Here is a 21,908-nt window from a genome sequence, read left to right as displayed (position 1 = left end):
CCCGGCCGGATCGACGGCGCGCGCTGGCGGCCCCGTGAGAGGCAAGGCGGAGCATCAGCGCCGGGTGGACAGGTTCCAGTATTCACAGAGCAGATCGAGGAATTCGCGGAGGTCGCGGGCGGCCTTCAGCTTTGCCCGCTTGCTGGCGCCTGGGCCGACGATCTCACCAAGGGAATACCCTTCGCCACAAATGCGGGACACCAGCCAGTAACCCCTCTCGCCCAGCAGAGGCCGAATCCGCCGTAGCTGCTCGGCCGCATGCATCTGCCGGTGACCGATCGGGTCCGCACGACCGCCGCCATCTACCGGCTCACGACTGTAATCGATGGCCGTGTGCTCCGGCACATCGCCTCCCACAAAGCGCGGAACCTCGTCGCGGCGGCGAGCTGAGCGGCGTCGATCCCGGCCGCGCGAGGCCAGCATCGTAATGGCACTTTCCCGGATGTTGACGTCGCCGGAATAGTTCGGGGGTTGCTCCCCGTTATGCGCCGGGCTGTAGTACGGATTTGGGACTGTCACTGCCCGCAGGGAGCGATGCGGATCGGATGACGGCGTTCTTTTCGACGGAGCAGGCATGGGGGGAAGGATGCCACGAGGCCGAGGAAAACGGGAGGCCGATTTTCCCCCAGATTTTCCCCTAAGCAGCGCGGGAAGCGAAACGTTCCGTACCTGAAACGATATCTCATTCAATTTGTTGAGGTTTTTGGTGCCGCTTACGTGACTCGAACACGTGACCCCATCATTACGAATGATGTGCTCTACCGACTGAGCTAAAGCGGCATTTGGCGGCCGAAGAGTGCGGCCTGCGATTTGCATGGCGCTGATACAAGCATTGTCTGAAGATTTCAAGCACCCTGTCACGCCTTTGGCAAAAAAGAGGGCGGGGTGTGGAAGGCCCTCAGAGCGAGAGGCGGGCGCGGGCGGCCCTGTATTCGGCCTCCAGCCGGTCGACGAGATTGGCCACAGGCTCCACCGCCTTGACGGCGCCGATGCCCTGGCCGCTGCCCCATATGTCCTTCCAGGCCTTGGCGCCGCCGGTGGCCTGCTCGAAATCCATCTTCGAGGGGTCGGCGGCGGGCAGGTTGTCCGGGTCCATGCCGGCGGCGATGATCGAGGGCTTGAGATAGTTGCCGTGCACGCCGGTGAAATAGTTGGAGTAGACGATGTCGCTGGCTGCGCCGTCGACGATCGCCTGCTTGTAGGCGGGCGCGGCGCGCGCCTCTTCAGTTGCGATGAAGGGCGAGCCGATATAGGCCATGTCGGCGCCCATCGCTTCTGCCGCCAGAATCGCGCCGCCGGTCGCGATTGCGCCGGCAAGCAGCAGTGGCCCGTCGAACCATTCGCGGATTTCCTGGACGAGCGCGAAGGGCGACAGCGTGCCGGCATGGCCGCCGGCGCCTGAAGCCACCGCGATCAGCCCGTCCGCGCCCTTGCGGATCGCCGAATGGGCGTGGCGGTTGTTGATAATGTCGTGCAGCACGATGCCGCCATAGGAATGCACGGCGGCGTTGACCTCGGGCACGGCGCCGAGCGAGGAGATGACGATCGGCACCTTGTATTTGACGCAGAGCGAGAGGTCGTGCTCCAGCCGCTTGTTCGACATGTGGACGATCTGGTTGACGGCAAAGGGTGCGGCCGGCCGTTGCGGATGGGCGGCATCGTGGCGGGCGAGCTCCTCGGTGATCTCCGCCAGCCATTCGTCGAGCTGGCTTTCCGGCCGGGCGTTCAGTGCCGGAAAGGCGCCGACGACGCCCGCCTTGCATTGCGCCAGGGTCAGTGCCGGATGCGAGATGATGAACAGCGGCGAGCCGATCACCGGCAATCTGAGTTTGTCCTTGAGGATCGGGGGCAGGGCCATGGTTTACCGCTCGCATTGACGTTTACGAAAACGTCAAACTCATAACAGAGAAGAAATGCCGATAAAAGAGCAGCCGCCACGTCTTCGTCGGTTTCACGCCGATATATCAGGCGGAGATGGCGGGCAAGGTATGCCCCGGGAGCCGCGAAAGCTGGCGATTATCGCCGCCGATCAGCGGCGGGCGGGACTGCAAGGCTTGCGGTTTGCCGCGCTTGCCGCTACCGAATTTTGATGGAGAACGGCGGGGACGGCAGTCCGATGCCGGGTTCGAAGTGAAGGACTTGACGTGAGCGGATTAGAAACGGCCATCAGAACAGCGCTCGAAAATGCCGATCGCGACAATCCGGAGGTTCGAGCGAGGATCTACCAATCGGCCCGCCAGGCGCTGGAAGCCGGCCTGCGCAAGCAGGATATCACCGATGCCGATGCCGTCGCCCATCACCGCCATCGCCTGGAAACCACCATCCACGCCATCGAAAGCGAGGAGCGCGACCGGCTTCACCCGCGCCAGAGACCGCCTGAAGTGCCGGTGCCGCCCGTCGTCGAAATGCCGCCGGCTCGCCGTGGCGATGTGGCCGATATCGACAGCCTGATCGACAGCCCGGTGGCGGCAGGCGAGACCCGCGCGCCCGAAGTCATCATGCACCGCAGCAGCGACGAGTCGCGCCTCGACGACGTGCATGCGAGCAATGCCGATCATCTCGCAGCCGCCCCGGTCGGCGACGAGCGGCTCGCGCGCGGCCAGCGCGCCGCCAACATGGATTTCCGTCCGGAGCGGGCGGCCGGCCGCCGCAAGCCGCGCAAGTTCTTCTCGAGGCTTCTCGTCTGGTGCGTCCTGCTCGCCTTCATCGGCATCGGCGCCTGGTGGGCCTATACGTCGGGCCTGCTCCTGACGGCGGCCGAGCGCGACACCAGCGTCGCCAATCCGCCGGCCAGCACCCAGCCGGAGGATTTCACCGGCAATGACGACAGCGCCGATAATGCGGCCGCCCACACCGATCAGCCGGTGACCATCGATCCGCAGAATAGTTTTTCGGCCGATTGGATCCCGGTGTTCAAGCCGGACGAGGTCGACAAGATCAAAAGCGGCCCGCGGGCGCGCACCGAAAAGATCACTGAGAATGACGGGCCGGCCGTGCGCCTGATTTCCGAAAGCGGTGCGGCTGACGGCAATATTTCGGTCAGTGTTCCCGCCTCTGTACTGCAGCAGCTCGCCGGCAAATCCTCAACCATCGCGCTGACGCTGCAATCGACCACCGATGAGCCGACCCAGGTGACGGTCGAATGCAATTTCCAGTCGCTCGGCAATTGCGCCCGCCATCGCTTCAGCGTCACCCGCGAAAAGTCGGATGCGCTGCTGCAGGTGAGCTTCGACCGCTCGCTGGCGCCGAATTCGCCCGGTACGCTTGTCATCAACAGCGATCTCGACGGCAAGGCGCGCGGCATCAACCTGTTCGCGATCCGCATCCTGCCGGGGCAGTGACGTCTCTTTCCAGCGGCCTGCGGCCTATTTCAGGAATCCGGGACCGGAGCCGATGATCTCCTCGTCGATCTCGCCGAGTGCCGCTTTGTCCTTGCCGTCATAGTCCATCCTGTCGAGCATGTGACGAATGAGCTGCAGACGCGCACGCCGCTTGTCATTGGCGCGGATGACGGTCCATGGCGCGAAATCAGTATGGGTTTCCTTGAGCATGCGGTCGCGCTTTTCGCTGTAATCGCCCCATTTCGTCAGCGCCGCGACATCCATCGATGACAGCTTCCAGACTTTCAGCGGATCGTGCCTGCGATCATGGAAACGCTTGAGCTGCATCTCCCGGCCGATATCGAGATAAAACTTGAAGAAGAAGATACCCTCATGGGCAATGATCTTTTCGAGCTGCGGCGCCTGCTTGAGGAAACCTTCATATTGCTGCGGCGTGCAGAAGCCCATGACCGGTTCGACGCCAGCGCGGTTGTACCAGGAGCGGTCGAACAGCACGAATTCGCCTGCGGTCGGGAATTGCGCGACATAACGCTGGAAATACCATTGCCCCTGCTCGCGCTCGGTCGGCTTGGCGAGCGCGACGACGCGCGCAAGGCGCGGGTTCATGTGAGCCGACGAGGCCGAAATGGCGCCGCCCTTGCCGGCCGCGTCGCGCCCCTCGAATAGCGCCATCACCCGCTTGCCGGCAGCCTGCAGCCAGAACTGCACCTTGACGAGTTCCACCTGCAGTTTTTCCAGCTGCTCCAGATAGTCCTCCTCATTGAGCTTCTTCTTGTAGGGAAACCCGCCGGACTCGAGGGCGTTTTCCTCCACCCAGTCCGGCAGGACCGGATCATCGACGTCGAAGATGCGTTTCTTGCCGCGGATGTCGAGCTCCACCGCCCTGCTTTCGACAGTCTCGCCCATATGCTCCTCCTGCGCTGGTGGTCCTCTTGCCGTAGGCGAACATACTTGCCGTTGAAAATCAAATCTTTCGCTTTTGGCCGGTGATTTTTCCCGAGCCTGCGCTGAAGTCTTTCGCTTGACCGGCGCCAGCCGAAAACTTCTGTCATGAATTGCCGCTATCAGGCAGAGTTCAATATAGAGAAAACGAATCGACGCCTCGAGGCCCACTTGCAAGACGAAATCCCCTGGAGAAAAAGCCTGCTGGCGCGCATCCGGCGCGAACGTCCGGTGCTGCTTGCGGCCATCCTCAGCGCGCTTGCCGCCCTTGCCGCCGGGATGAACAAGTGGGTGGTGCTCGTTCTCCTGCTCGTCATGATCTTGACCGCGCTGTTCAAGGAGGCGCCTGTCGTCAAGGCGGAACCGGTCGAGCCGGCGGCAGCGGAGCCGCAAGCACCGCCAAGCCGCCTGCCTGACGTTTCCGCCACGCTTGCCGGGCTCGATATTCCCGCCATGGTGCTGTCGGACGACGCGTCGGTGCTGTTCCAGAACCCTGCCGCCGAAAAGGCCTTCGGCGAGGTGGCGCTCGGCGCCCATATATCGGCCCGGCTGCGCTCGCCCGGCGTGCTCGACATGGTACGCGAAACTATCGCCACTAATGCGCCGAACCAGATCGAGCATGCCGAGCGGCTGCCGTCCGAGCGCGTCTATATCGTCCGCAGCGCGCCCGTCGAATTCCCGGCGGACGGAGAGCCGGAGCGGTTTTTCATCCTGTCCTTCCGCGATATATCGGAGGTCCGCCGCATCGACCGCATGCGTTCGGATTTCGTCGCCAATGCCAGCCACGAGCTGCGCACGCCGCTTGCTTCATTGCGCGGCTTCATCGAAACCATCCAGGGGCCGGCGAAGAACGATCAGAAGGCGCAGGCGCAGTTTCTGGGCATCATGCTCGATCAAGCGACGCGCATGAGCAGGCTGGTCGATGATCTGTTGTCGCTCTCCCGCCTGGAGTTGAAATCGCACATCGCGCCGGACGAGAAGGTTGACCTTGTGCCGCTGCTCGGCCATGTCCGCGACTCGCTGGTGCCGCTCGCCAGGGACGTCGGCGTCGACATCAACCTGCATCTGCCCGACGGCAAGGTGGAGGTGCTGGGGGATCGCGACGAGCTTGTCCAGGTCTTCGAGAACCTGATCGAGAATGCCTGCAAATATGGCCAGGAAGGCAGGATCGTCGACGTCTGGCTGAAGAACGGCGCCGGCGCCCCGGTGGAGGTCAGCATCATCGACAAGGGTCCGGGCATTCCGGCCGAGCACGTGCCGCGTCTGACGGAGCGCTTCTACCGCGTCAGCATCGAGGACAGCCGCTCGAAGAAAGGCACCGGCCTCGGCCTTGCCATCGTCAAACATATCCTCACCCGCCACCGCGCCCGGCTGATCGTCAAGTCCGAGGTAGGCAAGGGCACCGATTTTACGGTGCGGTTCTAGCGTGGTACGCGACGCGAGCGATAAGCGATGCGTACCGCGGACGCTGCCCCTGACCCTAACCCTCTCCCCGTAAATGGGGGCGAGGGGACGTGCCATGCGAGAGGCTCGCGGGGAGCCGAGAGGTTGCGGCATATCCCCTTCGCCCCGTTTACGGGGAGAAGGTGGCGGCAGCCGGATGAGGGGCAAGTCACAAGGAAAAACGTCAATGAGAGGTTCCAAACCCAAAACCATCGCCCGAGCACGTTCCCTGCGCCAGTCGGATAACGACGCAGAGGACAAATTGTGGAAGGAACTGCGCGACCGCCGCCTCAACGGAAACAAGTTCGTGCGGCAATTTCCGATCGGTCCCTATTTTGCAGATTTTGCCTGCCGGGAACTGCGGCTCGTGGTCGAAGTCGATGGCAGCCAGCATGCGGAAAGCCGACGGGACGGCATTCGAGATGCCTTCATGACCGGCAATGGCTGGTCGGTGGTTCGTTTCTGGAATGTAGACGTACTGAGCGCGCTGCCATCCGTGCTGGAGACGATCGTTGCGATCTGCGACGGGCTGCTGGTCGAAGGCGTCGAGGCAATGGATTTGCGGTTCTTTCCAGCCATGCGTGAATAACGATGGCGTGCCGTGCGATTGCCCCTCACCCTAACCCTCTCCCCGTATTGACGGGGAGAGGGGACGTGCCCTGTCGAGAGTTTTTGGGTGGGACGGACAGGTCGCGGCATATCCCCTTCTCCCCGTCAAAACGGGGAGAAGGTGCCGGCAGGCGGATGAGGGGCAGATCCCACGGGCGGACCTGCATGAAAGAATGCAGGCGGGAAGGGCCAGGGGGCCTTTCCGCAACCACCGGACACGTGTGATAAACTTGCAATGCAAGGTCGAGCGCCGATCCAAACTTTCCCGACCGTCGACACTTTCGGGCGGCATCCATAAAATTTGTTGTTATAAAACAGACGCTTAACCCGTCACAAATGTTTCACGGATTTGACATAAAAGGACGGTGCTTACAGCGTTAAGAGAGTCCCGCCGATGAAAAAAGGCATGCGAGGGCCTCTCTATAGGCCGCACTCACACAAGCCCAATGCGGGAGATTTCTAATGAACACCTTCAAGCTCACCGTTGCCGCGCTCGCTGCAACTGCCGCTTTCGCTGGCGCAGCCGTCGCTCGCGACCAGATCCAGATCGCTGGTTCGTCCACCGTCCTGCCTTACGCCAAGATCGTTGCCGAGTCCTTCGGCGAGACCTTCACCAACTTCAAGACGCCGGTCGTCGAATCCGGCGGCACGGGCGCTGGTCTGAAGGAATTCTGCAAGGGCGTTGGTGAAGACACCATCGACATCGCCAACGCTTCGCGTCCGATCAACAAGAATGAAGCCGAAGCCTGCAAGGCCGCCGGCGTAACCGACATCCAGGAAGTCAAGATCGGTTATGACGGCATCGTCTTCGCAACCGACTCGTCCAACCCGGATGTCGCTTATGTTCCGGCCGACATCTACAAGGCCCTCGCTGCCCAGGTCGTCGTCGACGGCAAGCTCGTCGCCAACCCCTACAAGAAGTGGTCGGAAGTCAACCCGAAGCTCCCGGCCGTTGATATCGCCGCCTATATCCCGGGCGAAAAGCACGGCACGCGCGAAGTCTTCGAACAGAACGTTCTTGCCGCCGGCTGCAAGGCTTCGGGCGCTCTCGACGTTATCGCCAAGGAAATCACCGACAAGGCTGCCCAGACCAAGGCCTGCGTCGCAGTCCGCAAGGACGGCGCTGCAGTCGACATCGACGGCGACTATCCGGAAACCCTCGCACGCATCGCCGCCAACAAGACCGGCGTCGGCGTATTCGGCCTTTCCTTCTATGAAAACAACGCCGACAAGCTCAAGGTCGCCAGCGTGAACGGTATCGTTCCGTCCACCGAAACGATCGCCAACGGCACCTATCCGGTTTCCCGCCCGCTGTTCTTCTATGTCAAGAAGGCACATCTCGGCGCCGTTCCGGGCCTGAAGGAATATGTCAACTTCTTCGTATCCGACCAGATGATCGGCCCCGACGGCCCGCTGGCTGAATACGGCCTCGTTGCCGCTCCGGATGCCGAGCGTGATGCGATCCGCAAGGACGTCGAAGCCGGTAAGTCCATGTAAATGACTTTGCCGGCGCGGTGCTTCAAAGCCCGCGCCGGCATCGTTAATGTCCCTGCGTGGCGGTCTTTCCGCTGCAGGGTTGAATTCCTTCTCCAAGATTGGAAGCCGAAGGCAGGCTGATGAAGCCGCCGCGCTTTTTGGGGGCCACGGGCCTGGGGACGTAACGAATGAGCACATCCGTCATACTTCTGTGCCTTGTGGTGATCGGTGCCGCCGCCTATCTGGTCGCGCGCAACCGTGCCACGGCCCTTGCCGGAGGCAGGTCCTCCGCACTGCATTCCCGGCCGGCCTATTACGGCGCCTATGCCGCGATCTGGACGGTTCTTCCCGCCCTCATCGTCCTCTGCGTCTGGCTCTCCGTCAGCCCCGGCATCATCCAGTCCTGGGTTCGGGGAGCTTTCCCTGCTGACGTCAAGGCTCAGGCCGCAGTCGAACAGGATCTGAGCTATTCGATGGTGGCGACGGTCGCGCGCGGGCTGACGATGCTGACATCGGACGAAGCCGCCGCGGTGGCAAACGATCCGGCCGCCCTGCAGGCCAAGCTCAGCGAAAAGGGCGTGCCGCTCGCCGGCCAGCCGCAGCCTTACATGGTCGAGGCCGCCAAGACGCTGAATTCCATGAGCATGACGAGCCGCCTCGCCATGACGGCGATCGTCTTCATTCTGGCCGTTGCCGGCGCCCTTTATGCGCTGCGCGCCATCGCGCCGCGCTTCCGCGCCCGCAACCGCGTCGAGCGCGTCATGCTCTGGGGCCTGCTGCTCGCCTCCTCGATCGCCATCCTGACGACGGTCGGCATCGTGTTGTCCATGCTGTCGGAAGCCGCCCGCTTCTTTGCCGTCGTTCCCGCCGGCGAATTCTTCTTCGGCACCGTCTGGGATCCGCGCTTTGCCGGCGCCGGCAGCTCCTCCTTCGGCCAGTTCGGCCTGATCCCGCTCCTGCTCGGCACGCTCTATATCGGCCTCGTCGCCATGCTGGTCGCGGTTCCGGTCGGCCTCTTCGCCGCCATCTATATGGCCGAATACGCCTCGCCGAAGCTGCGTTCCGTCTCCAAGCCTCTTCTCGAAGTCCTGGCCGGCATCCCGACGATCGTCTACGGCTTCTTCGCGCTCGTCACCGTCGGTCCGTTCCTGCGCGATTTCTCCGCCCAGATCAGCGGCCTGCTCTCCGGCAGCTACACCAATTTCATTCAGGCGCAGAGCGTTCTGACGGCTGGTATCGTCATGGGCATCATGTTGATCCCCTACGTCTCCTCGCTGTCGGACGACATCATCACCGCCGTGCCGCGGGCACTGCGCGATGGATCGCTCGGTCTCGGCGCCACACGCTCCGAAACCATCAAGAAGGTGGTCCTGCCGGCCGCGCTTCCCGGCATCGTCGGCGCGCTGCTGATGACCGCGTCGCGCGCCATCGGCGAGACCATGATCGTCGTGTTGGCCGCGGGTGTCGCCGCCCGCATTCAGATCAACCCTTTCGAGCCGATGACCACGGTGACCGTCAAGATCGTCAACCAGCTGACGGGCGACCTTGAGTTCACCTCGCCGCAGACGCTGGTTGCCTTCGCGCTTGGCATCACGCTGTTCTGCATCACGCTTTGCCTCAACATCTATGCGCTCTACATCGTGCGCAAATACCGGGAGCAGTACGAATGACGAATATTGTTTCTCCCGCCATCGGTGCCACCGTTTCCAAAGCGCCGGCCCGCCGTGATATCGGCATCAAGCGCCGCTATGCCGCCGAGCGCCGGTTCCAGGCCTACGGTATCGCCGCCATCGCCTTCGGCCTTATCTTCCTCTTCGTCCTGCTGTGGACGGTGATCGGCAAAGGCTACACCGCCTTCCAGCAGACGACGATCACCCTGCCGATCGAATTCACGGAGAAGACGATCGACCCGGACAACAAGCGCGCGACCGATCCTTCCGTGCTGGTCGCGGCCAATTATCCGGTTCTGCTGCGCGAAGCGATCGTCAAGCAGCTGAACATCAACGCCTCAAGCCGTCCCGACGTGCGCGACGCAACCGCGATGCTCTCCAAGAGCGCGCCGATCCAGCTGCGCGATCTGGTCGTCGCCGATCCCTCGATCATCGGCAAGACCGTCAACGTCACCTTGCTCGCCGATGCCAATATCGATAGCGCCAACAAGGGCCAGATCGATCTTTCCGTCGATGAGAAGAACCGCAAGGTCAACGACAAGCAGGTGGCCTGGATGAACCAGCTAAAGGCGGACGGCGCGCTTCAGAAGCAGTTCAACAGCGGCCTCTTCGTCAACGGCAATTCCAGCCGTCCCGAAGCCGCCGGCCTCGGCGTCGCCCTCATCGGCTCGCTCTACCTGATGCTGATCGTGCTCGTGCTGTCGCTGCCGATCGGTGTGGCGGCGTCGATCTATCTCGAAGAGTTCGCGCCGAAGAACAGGCTGACCGACCTGATCGAGGTCAACATCAACAACCTCGCCGCCGTCCCGTCGATCGTCTATGGTCTGCTCGGCCTTTCCGTCTTCATCAACTTCATCGGTCTGCCGCGCTCGGCGTCGCTGGTCGGCGGCCTGGTGCTGACGCTGATGACGCTGCCGACGATCATCATCGCGACCCGCGCGGCCCTGCGCGCCGTGCCGCCCTCGATCCGCGCCGCCGCCTTGGGCCTCGGCGCCTCGAAGATGCAGATGGTGTTCCACCATGTCCTGCCGCTTGCCATGCCCGGCATTCTCACCGGCACCATCATCGGCCTGGCGCACGCGCTCGGCGAAACCGCGCCGCTGCTCTTGATCGGCATGGTCGCCTTCGTCGCCAATGCGCCCGCGACACCGCTCGAGCCCTCGACGGCCTTGCCCGTGCAGGTCTATATGTGGGCGAACGAGGCCGAACGTGCCTTCGTGGAGCGTACTTCGGGTGCCATCATCGTCCTGCTCCTGTTCCTGGTCGTCATGAACATGGGCGCCATCCTCTTGCGTCGTCGCTTCGAGCGCCGCTGGTAAACGGAGTCAAACATCATGAACATGCTGACGGAAGCTGCAGTTGAAAAGGCGCTGGATCAGAAGATGAGCAACGTCCCGTATAAAATGATCGGACAGGATGTCTCCGTATACTACGGCGAGAAGCGCGCGCTTTTCGACGTGAACCTGAACATCCGTGAAAACACCGTAACCGCCCTGATCGGCCCCTCGGGCTGCGGCAAGTCGACCTTCCTGCGAAGCCTGAACCGCATGAACGACACGATCGAGGGGTGCCGCGTCACCGGCAAGATCACGCTCGACAGCGACGATATCTATGATCCGGATATCGACGTCGTCGAACTTCGCGCCCGCGTCGGCATGGTTTTCCAGAAGCCGAACCCGTTCCCGAAGTCGATCTATGAAAACGTCTCCTACGGCCCCCGCATCCACGGTCTCGCCAAGTCGAAGGCCGATCTCGACCAGATCGTCGAGAGCAGCCTGCAGCGCGCCGGGCTCTGGAACGAGGTCAAGGACCGCGTGCACGAATCCGGCACGGGCCTCTCCGGCGGTCAGCAGCAGCGCCTGTGCATTGCCCGCGCCGTTGCCGTCAGCCCGGAAGTCATCCTGATGGACGAGCCCTGCTCGGCCCTTGACCCGATCGCCACCGCCAAGGTCGAGGAGCTGATCCACGAACTGCGCGAAAACTATACGATCGTCATCGTCACCCACTCCATGCAGCAGGCCGCGCGCGTCTCGCAGCGCACCGCCATGTTCCACCTCGGCAATCTTGTCGAGGAGAACGACACCGACAAGATGTTCACCAATCCGGACGATCCCCGTACCCAGGACTACATCATGGGTCGCTTCGGCTGATCACGGCCATCCGAAGCCTTCCCCTTATTCGAGGACAAAGCCCCATGGCATCGACACATATTTATTCTGCCTATGATGATGATCTGAAGTTCCTTTCCAGGCGGATTTCCGAAATGGGCGGCCTGGCCGAACAGATGGTCGCCGAATCCGTCCGGGCGCTGGTCAACGGCGATACCGCGCTGGCGCAGAAGGTCATCTCAGACGACGTGATCCTCGATCACACCGAGCGCGAAATCGGCGACAAGGCGATCGTCACCATCGCCCGCCGTCAGCCGATGGCGGCGGACCTGCGCGAAATCATGGGTTCGATCCGCATCGCCGCCGATCTCGAACGCGTCGGCGACCTTGGCAAGAACACCGCCAAGCGCGTCATCGCCGTGCAGAGCACCGGCGTGCCCCGCAAGCTCGCCCGCGGTCTCGAGCATCTCTCCGAGCTGGCGCTTGTCCAGCTCAAGGAAGTGCTCGACGTCTATACGACACGCGCTGCCGACAAGGCGACCGCCATCCGCGAACGCGACAACGAGATCGACGCCATGTACACCTCGCTGTTCCGCGAGCTCTTGACCTACATGATGGAAGATCCGCGCAACATCACGAGCTGCACGCATCTGCTCTTCTGCGCCAAGAACATCGAGCGCATCGGCGACCATGCCACCAACATCGCCGAGACGATCTACTACATGGCAACAGGCGCCCAGCCGGAAGGCGATCGCCCAAAGGATGACAGCGCCAACACCGTCGGCGCCGCGACGGAATAATCCTTCCAAGATTGCGTGCGCGCCCGTTCGGGGCGCGCAAAGAGGTCGCAGCCAATTTCTGAATTTGCGCAGGACGCCTGCTTAAACCCCCAGTTTAAGGCTTGTGCGCGAGGAGACGGACACGCATGATCCCGAGAGTCGCAGTTGTTGAAGACGAGGAAGCCCTCAGCGTGCTCCTTCGCTATAATCTCGAAGCCGAAGGCTTCGAGGTCGATACCATCCTGCGCGGCGACGAGGCCGAAATTAGGCTTCAGGAGCGCACGCCCGACCTGCTCATCCTCGACTGGATGCTGCCCGGCGTCTCCGGCATCGAACTCTGCCGGCGCCTGCGCATGCGGCCGGAAACCGAGCGACTGCCGATCATCATGCTGACGGCGCGCGGCGAGGAGAGCGAGCGTGTGCGCGGACTGTCCACCGGCGCCGACGATTATGTCGTCAAGCCCTTCTCGACCCCCGAACTCGTCGCCCGCGTCAAGGCGATGCTGCGCCGTGCCCGCCCCGAGGTGCTGTCCTCGGTGCTGAAATGCGGCGATATCGAGCTCGACCGCGAAACCCATCGCGTCCACCGCAAGAGCCGCGAAGTCCGCCTCGGCCCGACCGAATTCCGCCTGCTGGAATTCCTGATGTCGTCGCCGGGCCGGGTCTTTTCCCGCTCGCAGCTGCTCGACGGCGTCTGGGGCCACGACATCTATGTCGACGAACGAACCGTCGACGTCCATGTCGGCCGCCTGCGCAAGGCGCTGAACTTCTCCAACATGCAGGACGTCATCCGCACCGTCCGTGGCGCGGGTTATTCGATGGAAGCCTGAGGCTGAGGGAGTGTGTGGGGTGGGCGTTCCCGCCAAACGCACGGCAGTACGGCTTGTGAGGCCCCCCTTGCCGTCGTCGATCGCAGCCGCTTCGTCGCCAGCGTCATTGCGCCGGCGAGGCTTATGCGTCTCGGCACCAACCTCTCCTCCGTCATCCCAGGGCTTGACCCTGGGATCCATGCGGCTGGCACGGCGTGAAGAGCTGATGGCATCCAACTGCTGGGAAACAATTGAAGCCGAGTGCTTGGCTGTGGCTCCCAGGGTCAAGCCCTGGGATGACGGAGTGTGGGGTTGGCTTGGTTGCTATACGCAAAGGTCACCTCCCCAATCGAATAAAAAAACGGGCCACTCGGCCCGTTTCACATGCTCAGCGATACAGCCCCCGCTCAGCTGACCCGTGCCGCCGCCCGGCGCCTTTCGTTGATCGGCTGATAGGCAAGCTTCTGATGATAGCTGCAATAGGGCGAATTGTCGGGGGACTCGCAGCCGCAGAAATGGAAATCTTCCTTGAGCGGGTCGCCGACCGGCCATTTGCAGGTGCGTTCGGTGAGCTCCGTCAGGCCGAGGCGGCGAGAAATCGGCACGACCACATTGCCGGCCGGCACATACTCCATTTCCTCGACGGCATCGACCTCGATCTCTTCCTTCAGCATCGTTGCGCCCTGTTGACGGGTCACGGTGCGGGTGGTGATCCGGGAGGCGTAGTTCGGCGCGCGCGGCGCGGATGTCTGGCGCTTCGGCGTGCGCGCCGCGGTGGCCGTGCCGCCGGCCTTGGCGCGGCCGGGAAGGCTGAGCCTGTGCACCTTGCCGATAACGGCGTTTCGGCTGACGCCGCCAAGCTGCGCAGCAATCTGGCTGGCGCTCAGTCCTTCGGCCCAAAGCTTCTTGAGTTTCTCGACCCGCTCGTCTGTCCAGTTCATGCCCTGTCTCCACCTTTTGCGTTGGTGATGGCAGAATCCCTCACCGTTGTCCCGGAAGCCTCCGAAACAAGAAACGCTTGATCAATTTTGGTGACTAGTTCCGCCGCATGCAGTCTAGTAATTGAACTTTAACCTAGTGTGAGGCTGACTCCGTGACAAGAGTCGCGGGAATCCGGATGAATCGAATTTCAAGTTTTCCCCAACTTGCTGCCTCTGCGTGGCATTTCTGCAATAATGCCTGTTGAAGGCCGAAAGTGCCGCTGCACAACCTTGCTGCATAGGCTAAGGCGCCAGTTTTGTTGACATTGCAGCGCGAAAAGGAAATAGTACCGCTCGCCGCCGAAAGGCGGCATTTTTGATTTTTTGGACCTGGTTTTGTTAGCCGGAGTCCGTGCAAGACAACATTGAACGGGAGACCCGCGCCATGGCTGAAGCCGCGCCGCTTTATGACACCTATTCTCGCGCCCCGCTGCGGTTCGAGCGAGGCGAGGGCGTATGGCTGATCACCGAGAGCGGCGAGCGTTATCTCGATTTCGGCGCCGGCGTCGCCGTCACCTCCGTCGGCCATGGCAACTCGCATGTGGTCGCGGCGCTGAAGGAGCAGGCCGACAAGGTCTGGCACCTCTCAAACATCTATGAGATCCCCGGCCAGGAGCGCCTCGCCAAGCGGCTGACGGACGCTACCTTCGCCGATAAGGTGTTCTTCACCAATTCGGGCGCCGAGGCGCTCGAATGCGCCATCAAGACCGCGCGCCGCTACCAGTTTTCCAAGGGCCATCCCGAGCGCTTCCATATCATCACCTTCGAGGGTGCCTTCCATGGGCGCACGCTCGCGACGATTGCTGCCGGCGGTCAGGAGAAATATCTCGAAGGTTTCGGCCCCAAGGCGCCGGGTTTCGATCAGGTGCCGTTCGGCGACATCGAGGCCGTCCGCGCCGCCATTACCGATGCGACGGCCGCAATCCTGATCGAGCCGGTGCAAGGCGAGGGCGGCGTGCGTCCCGCCACCGGCGAATTCATGAAGGCGCTTCGCCGGATCTGCGACGAAAACGGCCTGCTGCTGATCCTCGACGAGGTCCAGACCGGCGTCGGCCGCACCGGCAAGCTCTTCGCCCATGAATGGTCCGGCATCACGCCCGATATCATGGCCGTTGCCAAGGGCATCGGCGGCGGTTTCCCGCTCGGCGCCTGCCTTGCCACGGCCGAGGCTGCCTCCGGCATGAAGGCCGGCACGCATGGTTCGACCTATGGCGGCAATCCGCTGGCCATGGCGGTCGGCAGTGCCGTACTCGACGTCATCCTCGCCGATGGCTTCCTTGAGCATGTGCGCGACGTCGCGCTCGTCTTCCGCCAGGGGCTGGCCTCGCTCAAGGATCGGTATCCCGATGTGATCGAGGATATCCGAGGCGAGGGGCTTCTGCTCGGCGTCAAGGCTGCGGTTCCCTCGGCCGAATTGCTGCAGGCGATCCGCGCCGCGCATCTGCTCGGCGTGCCGGCCGGCGACAACGTCATCCGCCTTCTTCCGCCGCTGGTGGTCACTGCCGAAGAAGCCCGCGAGGGGCTCGTGCGCCTCGAGCGCGCTGCCGAGAGCATCCGCGCCGCCAAGATCAAGAAGACGGCTTGAAGGGATCGCCGCCTTCGGGCGCACGACAGGTAAGAACATGGCTCCTAAACATTTCCTCGATCTTTCGGCCGTCACCTCGGCCGACCTCAGAACTATCATGAACGACGCGCTCGCCCGCAAGCAGGCCTTCAAATCAGGCAAGGGCGACAAGCCGCTCGCTGGCAAGATGCTGGCGATGATCTTCGAAAAGCCGTCGACACGCACCCGCGTTTCCTTCGACGTCGGCATGCGCCAGCTCGGCGGCGAAACGCTGTTCCTGTCGGGCACTGAAATGCAGCTCGGCCGCGCCGAGACGATCGGCGACACCGCCAAGGTGCTGTCGCGTTATGTCGATGCGATCATGATCCGCACCACCGAGCATTCCAGGCTTTTGGAGCTCGCCGAGCACGCGACCGTGCCTGTGATCAATGCGCTGACGGACGACACCCACCCCTGCCAGATCATGGCCGATATCATGACCTTCGAGGAGCATCGCGGCCCGATTAAGGGCAAGACGATCGCATGGACCGGCGACGGCAACAATGTGCTGCATTCGCTGGTGGAAGGGGCTGCGCGCTTCGGCTACCGCATGAACATGGCCGTGCCTCTTGGTTCCGAGCCCAAAGATCACTATCTGAACTGGGCCCGCAATGAGGGCGCCGAAGTCATGCTCTGCCATGATGCCGACCGTGCGGTCGAAGGCGCCGATTGCGTGGTGACCGATACCTGGGTCTCCATGAATCAGGAACATCGGGCCCGGGGTCACAACGTCTTCCAGCCTTATCAGGTCAATGCTGCCTTGATGGCCAAGGCCGGCAGCGATGCATTGTTCATGCATTGCCTGCCTGCTCATCGCGGTGAGGAAGTGACGGACGAGGTGATCGACGGCCCGCAATCCGTGGTCTTCGATGAAGCGGAAAACCGTCTTCATGCGCAGAAGTCGATTCTTGCTTGGTGCCTGGGCGCGATCTGAACCATAATCGGATGTTGCGAGTCATAAGCTTGCGGCCCGACTGCGCGAGCGCCGGACACTTTGGCCGCCGCTCCAGAAACTAGGAGTAAAGCCATGGCAGAAGCTGCAGCCGCCCTCGGCCAGTTCGATTTCGCCGGCGATGATCATGTCGTCCCCTTTCAGGTGGAGGGTCTGGATGTGCGCGGCCGCGCCGTCCAGCTCGGCCCCATGCTCGATGCGATCCTCGAGCGCCATCATTATCCCGCGCCCGTCGCCCGGCTGCTCGCCGAAGTCGTCGTACTGACGGTGCTGCTCGGCACCTCGCTGAAGTTCGACGGCAAGTTCACCGTGCAGACCAAGGGCGACGGCCCGGTCGATCTGCTCGTCGCCGATTTCTCGACGCCGGAGAACGTGCGTGCCTATGCCCGTTTCGACCGGGCGCTGCTCGACCAGGCGATTGCCTCAGGCGAGACCGAGCCGGAGCAACTGCTCGGCAAGGGCGTGCTCGCCTTCACCATCGATCAGGGCAAGTTCGCCCAGCCCTATCAGGGCATTGTCGCCCTCGACGGCACGTCGCTCGAGGAGATCGCCGGCGTCTATTTCCGCCAGTCGGAGCAGATCCCGACGCGTGTGCGCCTGGCTGCGGCGGAACTCTTCGATCGTGACGATACCGGCAAGCCGCGCCATCGTTGGCGGGCAGGCGGCCTCGTCGCCCAGTTCCTGCCGGAGGCACCGGAGCGCATGCGCCAGCCTGATCTCCACGGCGGCGACGGCGATAACGGCGACCGTCCGCATGGCGAGGATGACGCCTGGACCGAAGCGCGCTCGCTGGTCGAGACCATCGATGCCGACGAGCTGACCGATCCGCAGGTCGGCACCGAACGTCTCTTGTTCCGCCTGTTCCACGAGCGCGGCGTGCGCGTCTTCGAGCCCCGCGCCGTCTTCGACCGCTGCAGCTGCTCGCGGGAAAAAATAGGCAACGTGCTGAAGGGGTTCACCGCCGAGGAGATCGAGGCCAGCCAGGAAAACGGCGAGATATCCGTCACCTGTGAATTCTGCTCGACCACCTACCGCTTCGAAGCAGCCGAGCTTCAGCCGGCGGAATAACATTAGTCGCGCTTGGCGCGAAAAAGATGCGCATTGCAGCGGCACAGTGACTCGACTTTTAGTAGTCACTGTGCACCTATTATCCCAACTGGTTCTGGGGGCGGGACGTCAATGCGGCTTTTGTATTTTGTATTCGCATTCATTGCTGCGATGCCACGGATTGTCCTGGCTGATGACGAAACAATCAAATGGAAAGAGGTTGGCGGCTGGACCGTGGCTGTCGACCCGACCTTGGGCAACGGCTGTTTTGTTCTCACTTCATTTGATGACGGCACCGTTTTTCGTCTGGGCTTTAATTTTACAAAAAAGGAGAGCCCTTTTTACATTGTGATCGCAAATCCGAACTGGAAATCCTTGGAAGTGGGAAAGCAATATCCCATCGAGTTGTCGTTAGATCGTTCTCAATGGACGGCGAATGCGAGCGCTCTCGATCTTGATGGCTTCAAGGGATTATGGATCGATTTTAAGGATTCCAGTCTCATTGCCGAGTTCGCTCGTAAACTGGGTTTTCGCGCCACCTTCAACGGAAAGCAGATTGTTGCGCTGAGTTTAAAAAATTCGGTCAGGGCAACGGATGAGATGCTCACCTGCCAAAAGGCGGTAAACGCTGCAGTCGCTCAGCGGCCAGCCACGCCCCAATCAAAGGATCCGTTCGAAGCAAAGCCGGACACCCGGACGGCCTCGGATCCTTTTGATCTCTGATGCATGTCATCTGGGGTGAATCGAGCATATCGACTTTGGGGCCTGCGCTCAGTTCAGCACGCGCAGTAGCCCCGGTGAATCCAGCGAGAAGGCGGGGATGTCGACGTCGAATAGCTCGCCTTCATCCGTTTCCATCTGGTAATGGCCGAACATCAGGCCTGAGGGCGTGTCGAGTGGGCAGCCGGAGGAATATTCGTAGGTGTCGCCGGGGCTGAGCCGCGGCTGTTCGCCGACGACGCCGGGGCCGGTCACCTCGTCCACCACCCCGTTCTGGTCGGTGATGTTCCAGTAGCGATTGATGAGGCGTACGGCGACGCCGGAATTGTTGCTGATGACGATCCGGTAACCCCAGACATAGCGATCGTCTTCCGGATCGGATTGCTCCTCCAGATAGAACGGTTCGACCACGACTTCGATATCTCTTGTGAGGGCGCGATACATGCCTTGCACCATAGTCAAGATATGTTACCCGTATCTTATAAAGAGGCCCCGTCCGTCAAGAAACGGAACGTTGATCAGCGGTCAAATGGTGATCATCGTATGGTTTTCGATCGTTAAGCCTAATCGTCAGCGTTAATTTTACTTCGCAACGCCGGCGCGGGGTTACTTGTTCCCGCAGATCGGCGGCCGGCTCCTCATTGAAGTCCGGCCGCTATTCCAGTCGATCAGGCCGAAACCTTGGAAAGCGCCTGCGCGAAATCCTCGATCAGGTCGTTCGTATCCTCGATGCCGGCCGAAAGCCGCACCGTACCCGGAGAAATGCCGAGTTCGGCACGCGCCTCTTCCGTCAGGTTCTTGTGCGTCGTCGTTGCCGGATGGGTGATCAGGCTTTTGCTGTCGCCGAGATTGTTGGAGATCTTGATGATCTCAAGCGCGTTCTGCAGCGCGAAGGCCGCCTCCTTGCCGCCCTTCAGCTCGAAGCAGACGAGCGTCGAGCCGCCGGTCATCTGCTTGGCGATGATGTCAGCCTGCGGGTGATCCTTGCGGCCGGGATAGATCACCTTGGCGACCTTGCCCTGCTCTGCTAGGAAATCGGCGATCTTCGCCGCATTCTCAGTCTGCTGCTTGACGCGCAGCGGCAGCGTTTCGATGCCCTTCAGAAGCGTCCAGGCATTGAACGGCGACATGGCCGGGCCGGTATGGCGGAAATAGTCGTGCAGGTTCTCGTCGATCCATGCCTTGTCGGCGAGCACCACGCCGCCGAGGCACCGGCCCTGGCCGTCGATATGCTTGGTGGCGGAATAGACAACGATATGGGCGCCGAGTTCGAGCGGCTTCTGAAAGAGCGGCGTCGCGAAGACGTTGTCGACGATCAGCTTGGCGCCGACCTGGTTGGCGAGGCTGGCGACGCCTGCAATATCGATCACTTCGAGCGTCGGGTTGGTCGGGCTCTCCAGGAAGAATACTTTGGTATTCGGGCGGACCGCCTTTTCCCAGTTGGCGAGATCCCGGCCGTCGACCAGCGTGCACTCGATGCCGTATTTCGGCGCCAGCGTTTCCACGACCCAGCGGCAGGAGCCGAACAGCGCGCGGGCGGCGACGATGTGGTCGCCTGCCTTAACCTGGCAGAGGACGGCGGCGGCGACGGCCGCCATGCCGGAGGCAGTGGCGCGGGCATCTTCAGCGCCTTCCAATGCGCACATGCGCTTTTCGAACATGTCGTTGGTCGGGCTGCCGTAGCGGGCATAGATGAAGCCGTCCGTTTCGCCCTTGAAGCGGGCTTCGGCCGCTTCCGACGTGTCATAGACGAAACCCTGGGTGAGATAGATTGCCTCTGATGTTTCGCCATATTGCGAACGCAGCGTGCCGCCATGGACGAGTTGGGTTGCCGGGCGCCAGGTCTTGCTCATGCCATCACCTTCACATAACAAAAAACCGGCCGCAAAAGCAGACCGGTTTCATAACCCGGTCTTTTTAGCCACTTGTTTAACGTGGCTGCAAGCCGACCGGCCAAATCACCACGGGATAATTTTGCAATACTGCTGTTAGCTGCTTGCGTCAATTCCCCGATTTTGGTTTTGTCGGCGGCAAAATGATGGATGGGGCATGATGGCTCGCGAAACTGGAATTCTGGCGGACCGCGCGATTGCGGCACTGTTCGAAACGGGGCGTCTGAACTCCGAGCGGGAGCTCGACCGCGATCAGATCCAGCCGGCGAGCCTCGATCTGCGCTTAGGAAGCAAGGCCTTTCGTGTGCGCGCTTCCTTCATGCCCGGCCCCTCGCATCTGGTCTCCGACAAGCTCGATCGGCTGAGCCTGCACGTGATCGACCTGTCCCAGGGCGCGGTGCTCGAAACCGGCTGCGTCTATATCGTGCCGCTGATGGAGAGCCTGGCGCTGCCTGCCGACATGTCGGCTTCGGCCAATCCGAAGAGCTCGACCGGCAGGCTCGATATCTTCACCCGCGTCATCACCGACTACGCCCAGGAATTCGACAAGATCCCGCCGGGCTATTCCGGCCCGCTCTATCTCGAAATCAGCCCGCGCACCTTCCCGATCGTCGTTCGCCGCGGCTCGCGCCTGTCGCAGATCCGCTTCCGCGTCGGCCAGTCCGTGCTCGGCGAGCCGGAACTTCTGAGGCTGCATGAAAGCGAAACGCTCGTTGCCAGCAAGCAGCCGAACGTCTCGGGCGGCGGCATTGCGCTGTCGATCGATCTCACCGGCGACAAGGACGGCCTGATCGGCTATCGCGGCAAACACCATACCGCCGTCGTCGACGTCGATGAAAAGGACCAGCACGATATTTTCGATTTCTGGGAGCCGCTCTACAGCCGCGGCCGCAACGAGCTGATCCTCGATCCCGACGAGTTCTATATCCTTGTCTCGCGTGAAGCCGTGCATGTGCCGCCGGACTATGCCGCCGAGATGACCCCCTTCGATCCGCTGGTCGGCGAATTCCGCGTCCACTATGCCGGCTTCTTCGATCCCGGCTTCGGCCATGCGCCGGCCGGCGGGCGCGGCAGCCGCGCCGTGCTCGAAGTGCGCAGCCACGAAGTGCCCTTCATCCTCGAAGACGGCCAGATCGTCGGCCGCCTGGTCTACGAGCACATGCAGGAAAAACCGGCCAGTCTCTACGGCTCCGGCCTCGGCTCCAACTATCAGGCCCAGGGCCTCAAGCTTTCCAAACATTTCCGCATCTGACGCCGGCCTGACGGGCCGCGACTTGACAGCGGCCCCCATCTGTTGGAAATCTCAGGTCATCGCGGGTGTAGCTCAATGGTAGAGCAGCAGCTTCCCAAGCTGAATACGAGGGTTCGATTCCCTTCACCCGCTCCACAGCCCCACAACCGTTTCGCTAATGTTCGTCCAGCGACGTTCAATATTGCAATGAAAATCAGCTACATAGGATAAGCTACGGCCTCGCGCGCGCGTAACGAGGGACAACGGGGTGCAGTGACATCCAGCAAAATTTTCGGTACAAAACTA

General features: G+C 62.0%; 19 protein-coding genes, 2 tRNA genes, 1 pseudogene and 1 riboswitch. Of the genes and pseudogenes, 15 read left to right on the top strand and 7 right to left on the bottom strand.

Annotated elements, in window-relative coordinates:
* Window positions 1–54: 54 nt before the first annotated feature.
* The 3 genes and pseudogenes from PH551_RS03050 to PH551_RS03040 all read right to left on the bottom strand — a co-directional run bounded on the left by PH551_RS03050 (window position 55) and on the right by PH551_RS03040 (window position 1,858).
* A pseudogene (locus PH551_RS03050) lies at window positions 55–576 on the bottom strand (hypothetical protein).
* Window positions 577–704: 128 nt separating this feature from the next.
* Window positions 705–780: transfer RNA gene (locus tag PH551_RS03045), tRNA-Thr, on the bottom strand.
* A gap of 118 nt (window positions 781–898) precedes the next feature.
* Window positions 899–1,858, bottom strand: coding sequence for an NAD(P)H-dependent flavin oxidoreductase (locus tag PH551_RS03040; RefSeq protein ID WP_285191807.1), 960 nt, complete (start codon window positions 1,856–1,858; stop codon window positions 899–901).
* Window positions 1,859–2,144: 286 nt separating this feature from the next.
* Between PH551_RS03040 and PH551_RS03035 the strand changes: the two genes are divergently transcribed.
* Window positions 2,145–3,341: a regulator gene (locus PH551_RS03035; protein ID WP_285191806.1), complete on the top strand. Its 1,197-nt coding sequence runs from the start codon at window positions 2,145–2,147 to the stop codon at window positions 3,339–3,341.
* A gap of 24 nt (window positions 3,342–3,365) precedes the next feature.
* Here the strand turns inward: PH551_RS03035 and ppk2 are convergent, their stop codons facing one another.
* Entirely contained in the window at window positions 3,366–4,247 is an 882-nt protein-coding gene (gene ppk2, locus PH551_RS03030; RefSeq protein ID WP_285191805.1) for a polyphosphate kinase 2, read from the bottom strand.
* Window positions 4,248–4,487: 240 nt separating this feature from the next.
* On the opposite strand from ppk2, the gene phoR reads away from it, so the two are divergent.
* From phoR to phoB, 8 genes are all read left to right on the top strand, one after another.
* Complete coding sequence (gene phoR / locus PH551_RS03025; protein WP_285192124.1) at window positions 4,488–5,708, top strand: phosphate regulon sensor histidine kinase PhoR; 1,221 nt, start codon at window positions 4,488–4,490, stop codon at window positions 5,706–5,708.
* A 205-nt stretch (window positions 5,709–5,913) separates the two neighbouring features.
* Window positions 5,914–6,315 (top strand): endonuclease domain-containing protein, encoded by a 402-nt coding sequence (locus PH551_RS03020; protein ID WP_285192123.1) that lies wholly within the window; start codon window positions 5,914–5,916, stop codon window positions 6,313–6,315.
* A gap of 482 nt (window positions 6,316–6,797) precedes the next feature.
* Window positions 6,798–7,832 (top strand): substrate-binding domain-containing protein, encoded by a 1,035-nt coding sequence (locus PH551_RS03015; RefSeq protein WP_183706011.1) that lies wholly within the window; start codon window positions 6,798–6,800, stop codon window positions 7,830–7,832.
* 167 nt (window positions 7,833–7,999) lie between these two features.
* Window positions 8,000–9,481 (top strand): phosphate ABC transporter permease subunit PstC, encoded by a 1,482-nt coding sequence (gene pstC, locus PH551_RS03010; RefSeq protein ID WP_285191804.1) that lies wholly within the window; start codon window positions 8,000–8,002, stop codon window positions 9,479–9,481.
* Window positions 9,478–10,800, top strand: a complete 1,323-nt coding sequence (gene pstA, locus PH551_RS03005) for a phosphate ABC transporter permease PstA (protein WP_285191803.1) — start codon at window positions 9,478–9,480, stop codon at window positions 10,798–10,800. Before pstC ends, pstA begins: the two co-directional genes overlap by 4 nt.
* A 15-nt stretch (window positions 10,801–10,815) precedes the next feature.
* Window positions 10,816–11,631: a phosphate ABC transporter ATP-binding protein PstB gene (gene pstB, locus PH551_RS03000; protein WP_085776826.1), complete on the top strand. Its 816-nt coding sequence runs from the start codon at window positions 10,816–10,818 to the stop codon at window positions 11,629–11,631.
* Window positions 11,632–11,675: 44 nt separating this feature from the next.
* On the top strand, window positions 11,676–12,389 hold the full coding sequence (gene phoU / locus PH551_RS02995) for a phosphate signaling complex protein PhoU (RefSeq protein WP_004672769.1): 714 nt from the start codon (window positions 11,676–11,678) through the stop codon (window positions 12,387–12,389).
* Window positions 12,390–12,514: 125 nt separating this feature from the next.
* Window positions 12,515–13,198 (top strand): phosphate regulon transcriptional regulator PhoB, encoded by a 684-nt coding sequence (gene phoB, locus PH551_RS02990; RefSeq protein WP_004672768.1) that lies wholly within the window; start codon window positions 12,515–12,517, stop codon window positions 13,196–13,198.
* 386 nt (window positions 13,199–13,584) lie between these two features.
* On the opposite strand, the gene PH551_RS02985 is transcribed toward phoB, so the two are convergent.
* The gene (locus tag PH551_RS02985; protein ID WP_097601772.1) at window positions 13,585–14,118 is read right to left on the bottom strand and encodes a GcrA family cell cycle regulator; all 534 of its coding nucleotides are present in this window, start codon (window positions 14,116–14,118) and stop codon (window positions 13,585–13,587) included.
* 424 nt (window positions 14,119–14,542) lie between these two features.
* On the opposite strand from PH551_RS02985, the gene PH551_RS02980 reads away from it, so the two are divergent.
* From PH551_RS02980 to PH551_RS02965, 4 genes are all read left to right on the top strand, one after another.
* A complete protein-coding gene (locus PH551_RS02980) occupies window positions 14,543–15,742 on the top strand; it encodes an aspartate aminotransferase family protein (RefSeq protein WP_285191802.1) in 1,200 nt (399 codons plus the stop codon).
* A 37-nt stretch (window positions 15,743–15,779) separates the two neighbouring features.
* Window positions 15,780–16,694: an ornithine carbamoyltransferase gene (gene argF / locus PH551_RS02975; protein WP_085776829.1), complete on the top strand. Its 915-nt coding sequence runs from the start codon at window positions 15,780–15,782 to the stop codon at window positions 16,692–16,694.
* 93 nt (window positions 16,695–16,787) lie between these two features.
* A complete protein-coding gene (locus tag PH551_RS02970; RefSeq protein ID WP_183706001.1) occupies window positions 16,788–17,780 on the top strand; it encodes an Hsp33 family molecular chaperone in 993 nt (330 codons plus the stop codon).
* A gap of 111 nt (window positions 17,781–17,891) precedes the next feature.
* Window positions 17,892–18,482 carry a hypothetical protein gene (locus PH551_RS02965; protein ID WP_085776831.1) on the top strand — a complete coding sequence of 197 codons (591 nt, stop codon included), beginning with the start codon at window positions 17,892–17,894 and terminating at the stop codon, window positions 18,480–18,482.
* Between the two features lie 48 nt (window positions 18,483–18,530).
* On the opposite strand, the gene apaG is transcribed toward PH551_RS02965, so the two are convergent.
* Together apaG and PH551_RS02955 are read right to left on the bottom strand one after the other, a co-directional pair.
* Window positions 18,531–18,923, bottom strand: coding sequence for a Co2+/Mg2+ efflux protein ApaG (apaG, locus tag PH551_RS02960; RefSeq protein ID WP_010029240.1), 393 nt, complete (start codon window positions 18,921–18,923; stop codon window positions 18,531–18,533).
* Between the two features lie 224 nt (window positions 18,924–19,147).
* Entirely contained in the window at window positions 19,148–20,332 is a 1,185-nt protein-coding gene (locus tag PH551_RS02955) for an O-succinylhomoserine sulfhydrylase (protein ID WP_285191801.1), read from the bottom strand.
* A gap of 43 nt (window positions 20,333–20,375) precedes the next feature.
* Window positions 20,376–20,454: riboswitch (SAM riboswitch) on the bottom strand.
* Window positions 20,455–20,528: 74 nt separating this feature from the next.
* Here PH551_RS02955 and PH551_RS02950 point away from each other — a divergent pair.
* Together PH551_RS02950 and PH551_RS02945 are read left to right on the top strand one after the other, a co-directional pair.
* Window positions 20,529–21,623 (top strand): 2'-deoxycytidine 5'-triphosphate deaminase, encoded by a 1,095-nt coding sequence (locus PH551_RS02950; RefSeq protein WP_085776833.1) that lies wholly within the window; start codon window positions 20,529–20,531, stop codon window positions 21,621–21,623.
* A 61-nt stretch (window positions 21,624–21,684) separates the two neighbouring features.
* Window positions 21,685–21,758: transfer RNA gene (locus PH551_RS02945), tRNA-Gly, on the top strand.
* The last annotated feature ends 150 nt before the right edge of the window (window positions 21,759–21,908 follow it).

This window comes from Rhizobium atlanticum (genome assembly GCF_030182485.1).
Classification (GTDB): Bacteria; Pseudomonadota; Alphaproteobacteria; order Rhizobiales; family Rhizobiaceae; genus Rhizobium.
This window is presented reverse-complemented; position numbering and strand designations above follow the sequence as displayed.

Bases quoted from the DNA above. Each gene is read 5' to 3' on its own strand.
- phoB (WP_004672768.1), top strand. From the start codon at position 12,515: ATGATCCCGAGAGTCGCAGTTGTTGAAGACGAGGAAGCCCTCAGCGTG.
- ppk2 (WP_285191805.1), bottom strand. From the start codon at position 4,247: ATGGGCGAGACTGTCGAAAGCAGGGCGGTGGAGCTCGACATCCGCGGC.
- PH551_RS02950 (WP_085776833.1), top strand. From the start codon at position 20,529: ATGATGGCTCGCGAAACTGGAATTCTGGCGGACCGCGCGATTGCGGCA.
- apaG (WP_010029240.1), bottom strand. From the start codon at position 18,923: ATGTATCGCGCCCTCACAAGAGATATCGAAGTCGTGGTCGAACCGTTC.
- phoU (WP_004672769.1), top strand. From the start codon at position 11,676: ATGGCATCGACACATATTTATTCTGCCTATGATGATGATCTGAAGTTC.
- PH551_RS03015 (WP_183706011.1), top strand. From the start codon at position 6,798: ATGAACACCTTCAAGCTCACCGTTGCCGCGCTCGCTGCAACTGCCGCT.
- PH551_RS02985 (WP_097601772.1), bottom strand. From the start codon at position 14,118: ATGAACTGGACAGACGAGCGGGTCGAGAAACTCAAGAAGCTTTGGGCC.
- PH551_RS02965 (WP_085776831.1), top strand. From the start codon at position 17,892: ATGCGGCTTTTGTATTTTGTATTCGCATTCATTGCTGCGATGCCACGG.
- PH551_RS03020 (WP_285192123.1), top strand. From the start codon at position 5,914: ATGAGAGGTTCCAAACCCAAAACCATCGCCCGAGCACGTTCCCTGCGC.
- pstA (WP_285191803.1), top strand. From the start codon at position 9,478: ATGACGAATATTGTTTCTCCCGCCATCGGTGCCACCGTTTCCAAAGCG.
- pstC (WP_285191804.1), top strand. From the start codon at position 8,000: ATGAGCACATCCGTCATACTTCTGTGCCTTGTGGTGATCGGTGCCGCC.
- PH551_RS02970 (WP_183706001.1), top strand. From the start codon at position 16,788: ATGGCAGAAGCTGCAGCCGCCCTCGGCCAGTTCGATTTCGCCGGCGAT.
- PH551_RS03040 (WP_285191807.1), bottom strand. From the start codon at position 1,858: ATGGCCCTGCCCCCGATCCTCAAGGACAAACTCAGATTGCCGGTGATC.
- pstB (WP_085776826.1), top strand. From the start codon at position 10,816: ATGAACATGCTGACGGAAGCTGCAGTTGAAAAGGCGCTGGATCAGAAG.
- PH551_RS02980 (WP_285191802.1), top strand. From the start codon at position 14,543: ATGGCTGAAGCCGCGCCGCTTTATGACACCTATTCTCGCGCCCCGCTG.
- PH551_RS02955 (WP_285191801.1), bottom strand. From the start codon at position 20,332: ATGAGCAAGACCTGGCGCCCGGCAACCCAACTCGTCCATGGCGGCACG.
- argF (WP_085776829.1), top strand. From the start codon at position 15,780: ATGGCTCCTAAACATTTCCTCGATCTTTCGGCCGTCACCTCGGCCGAC.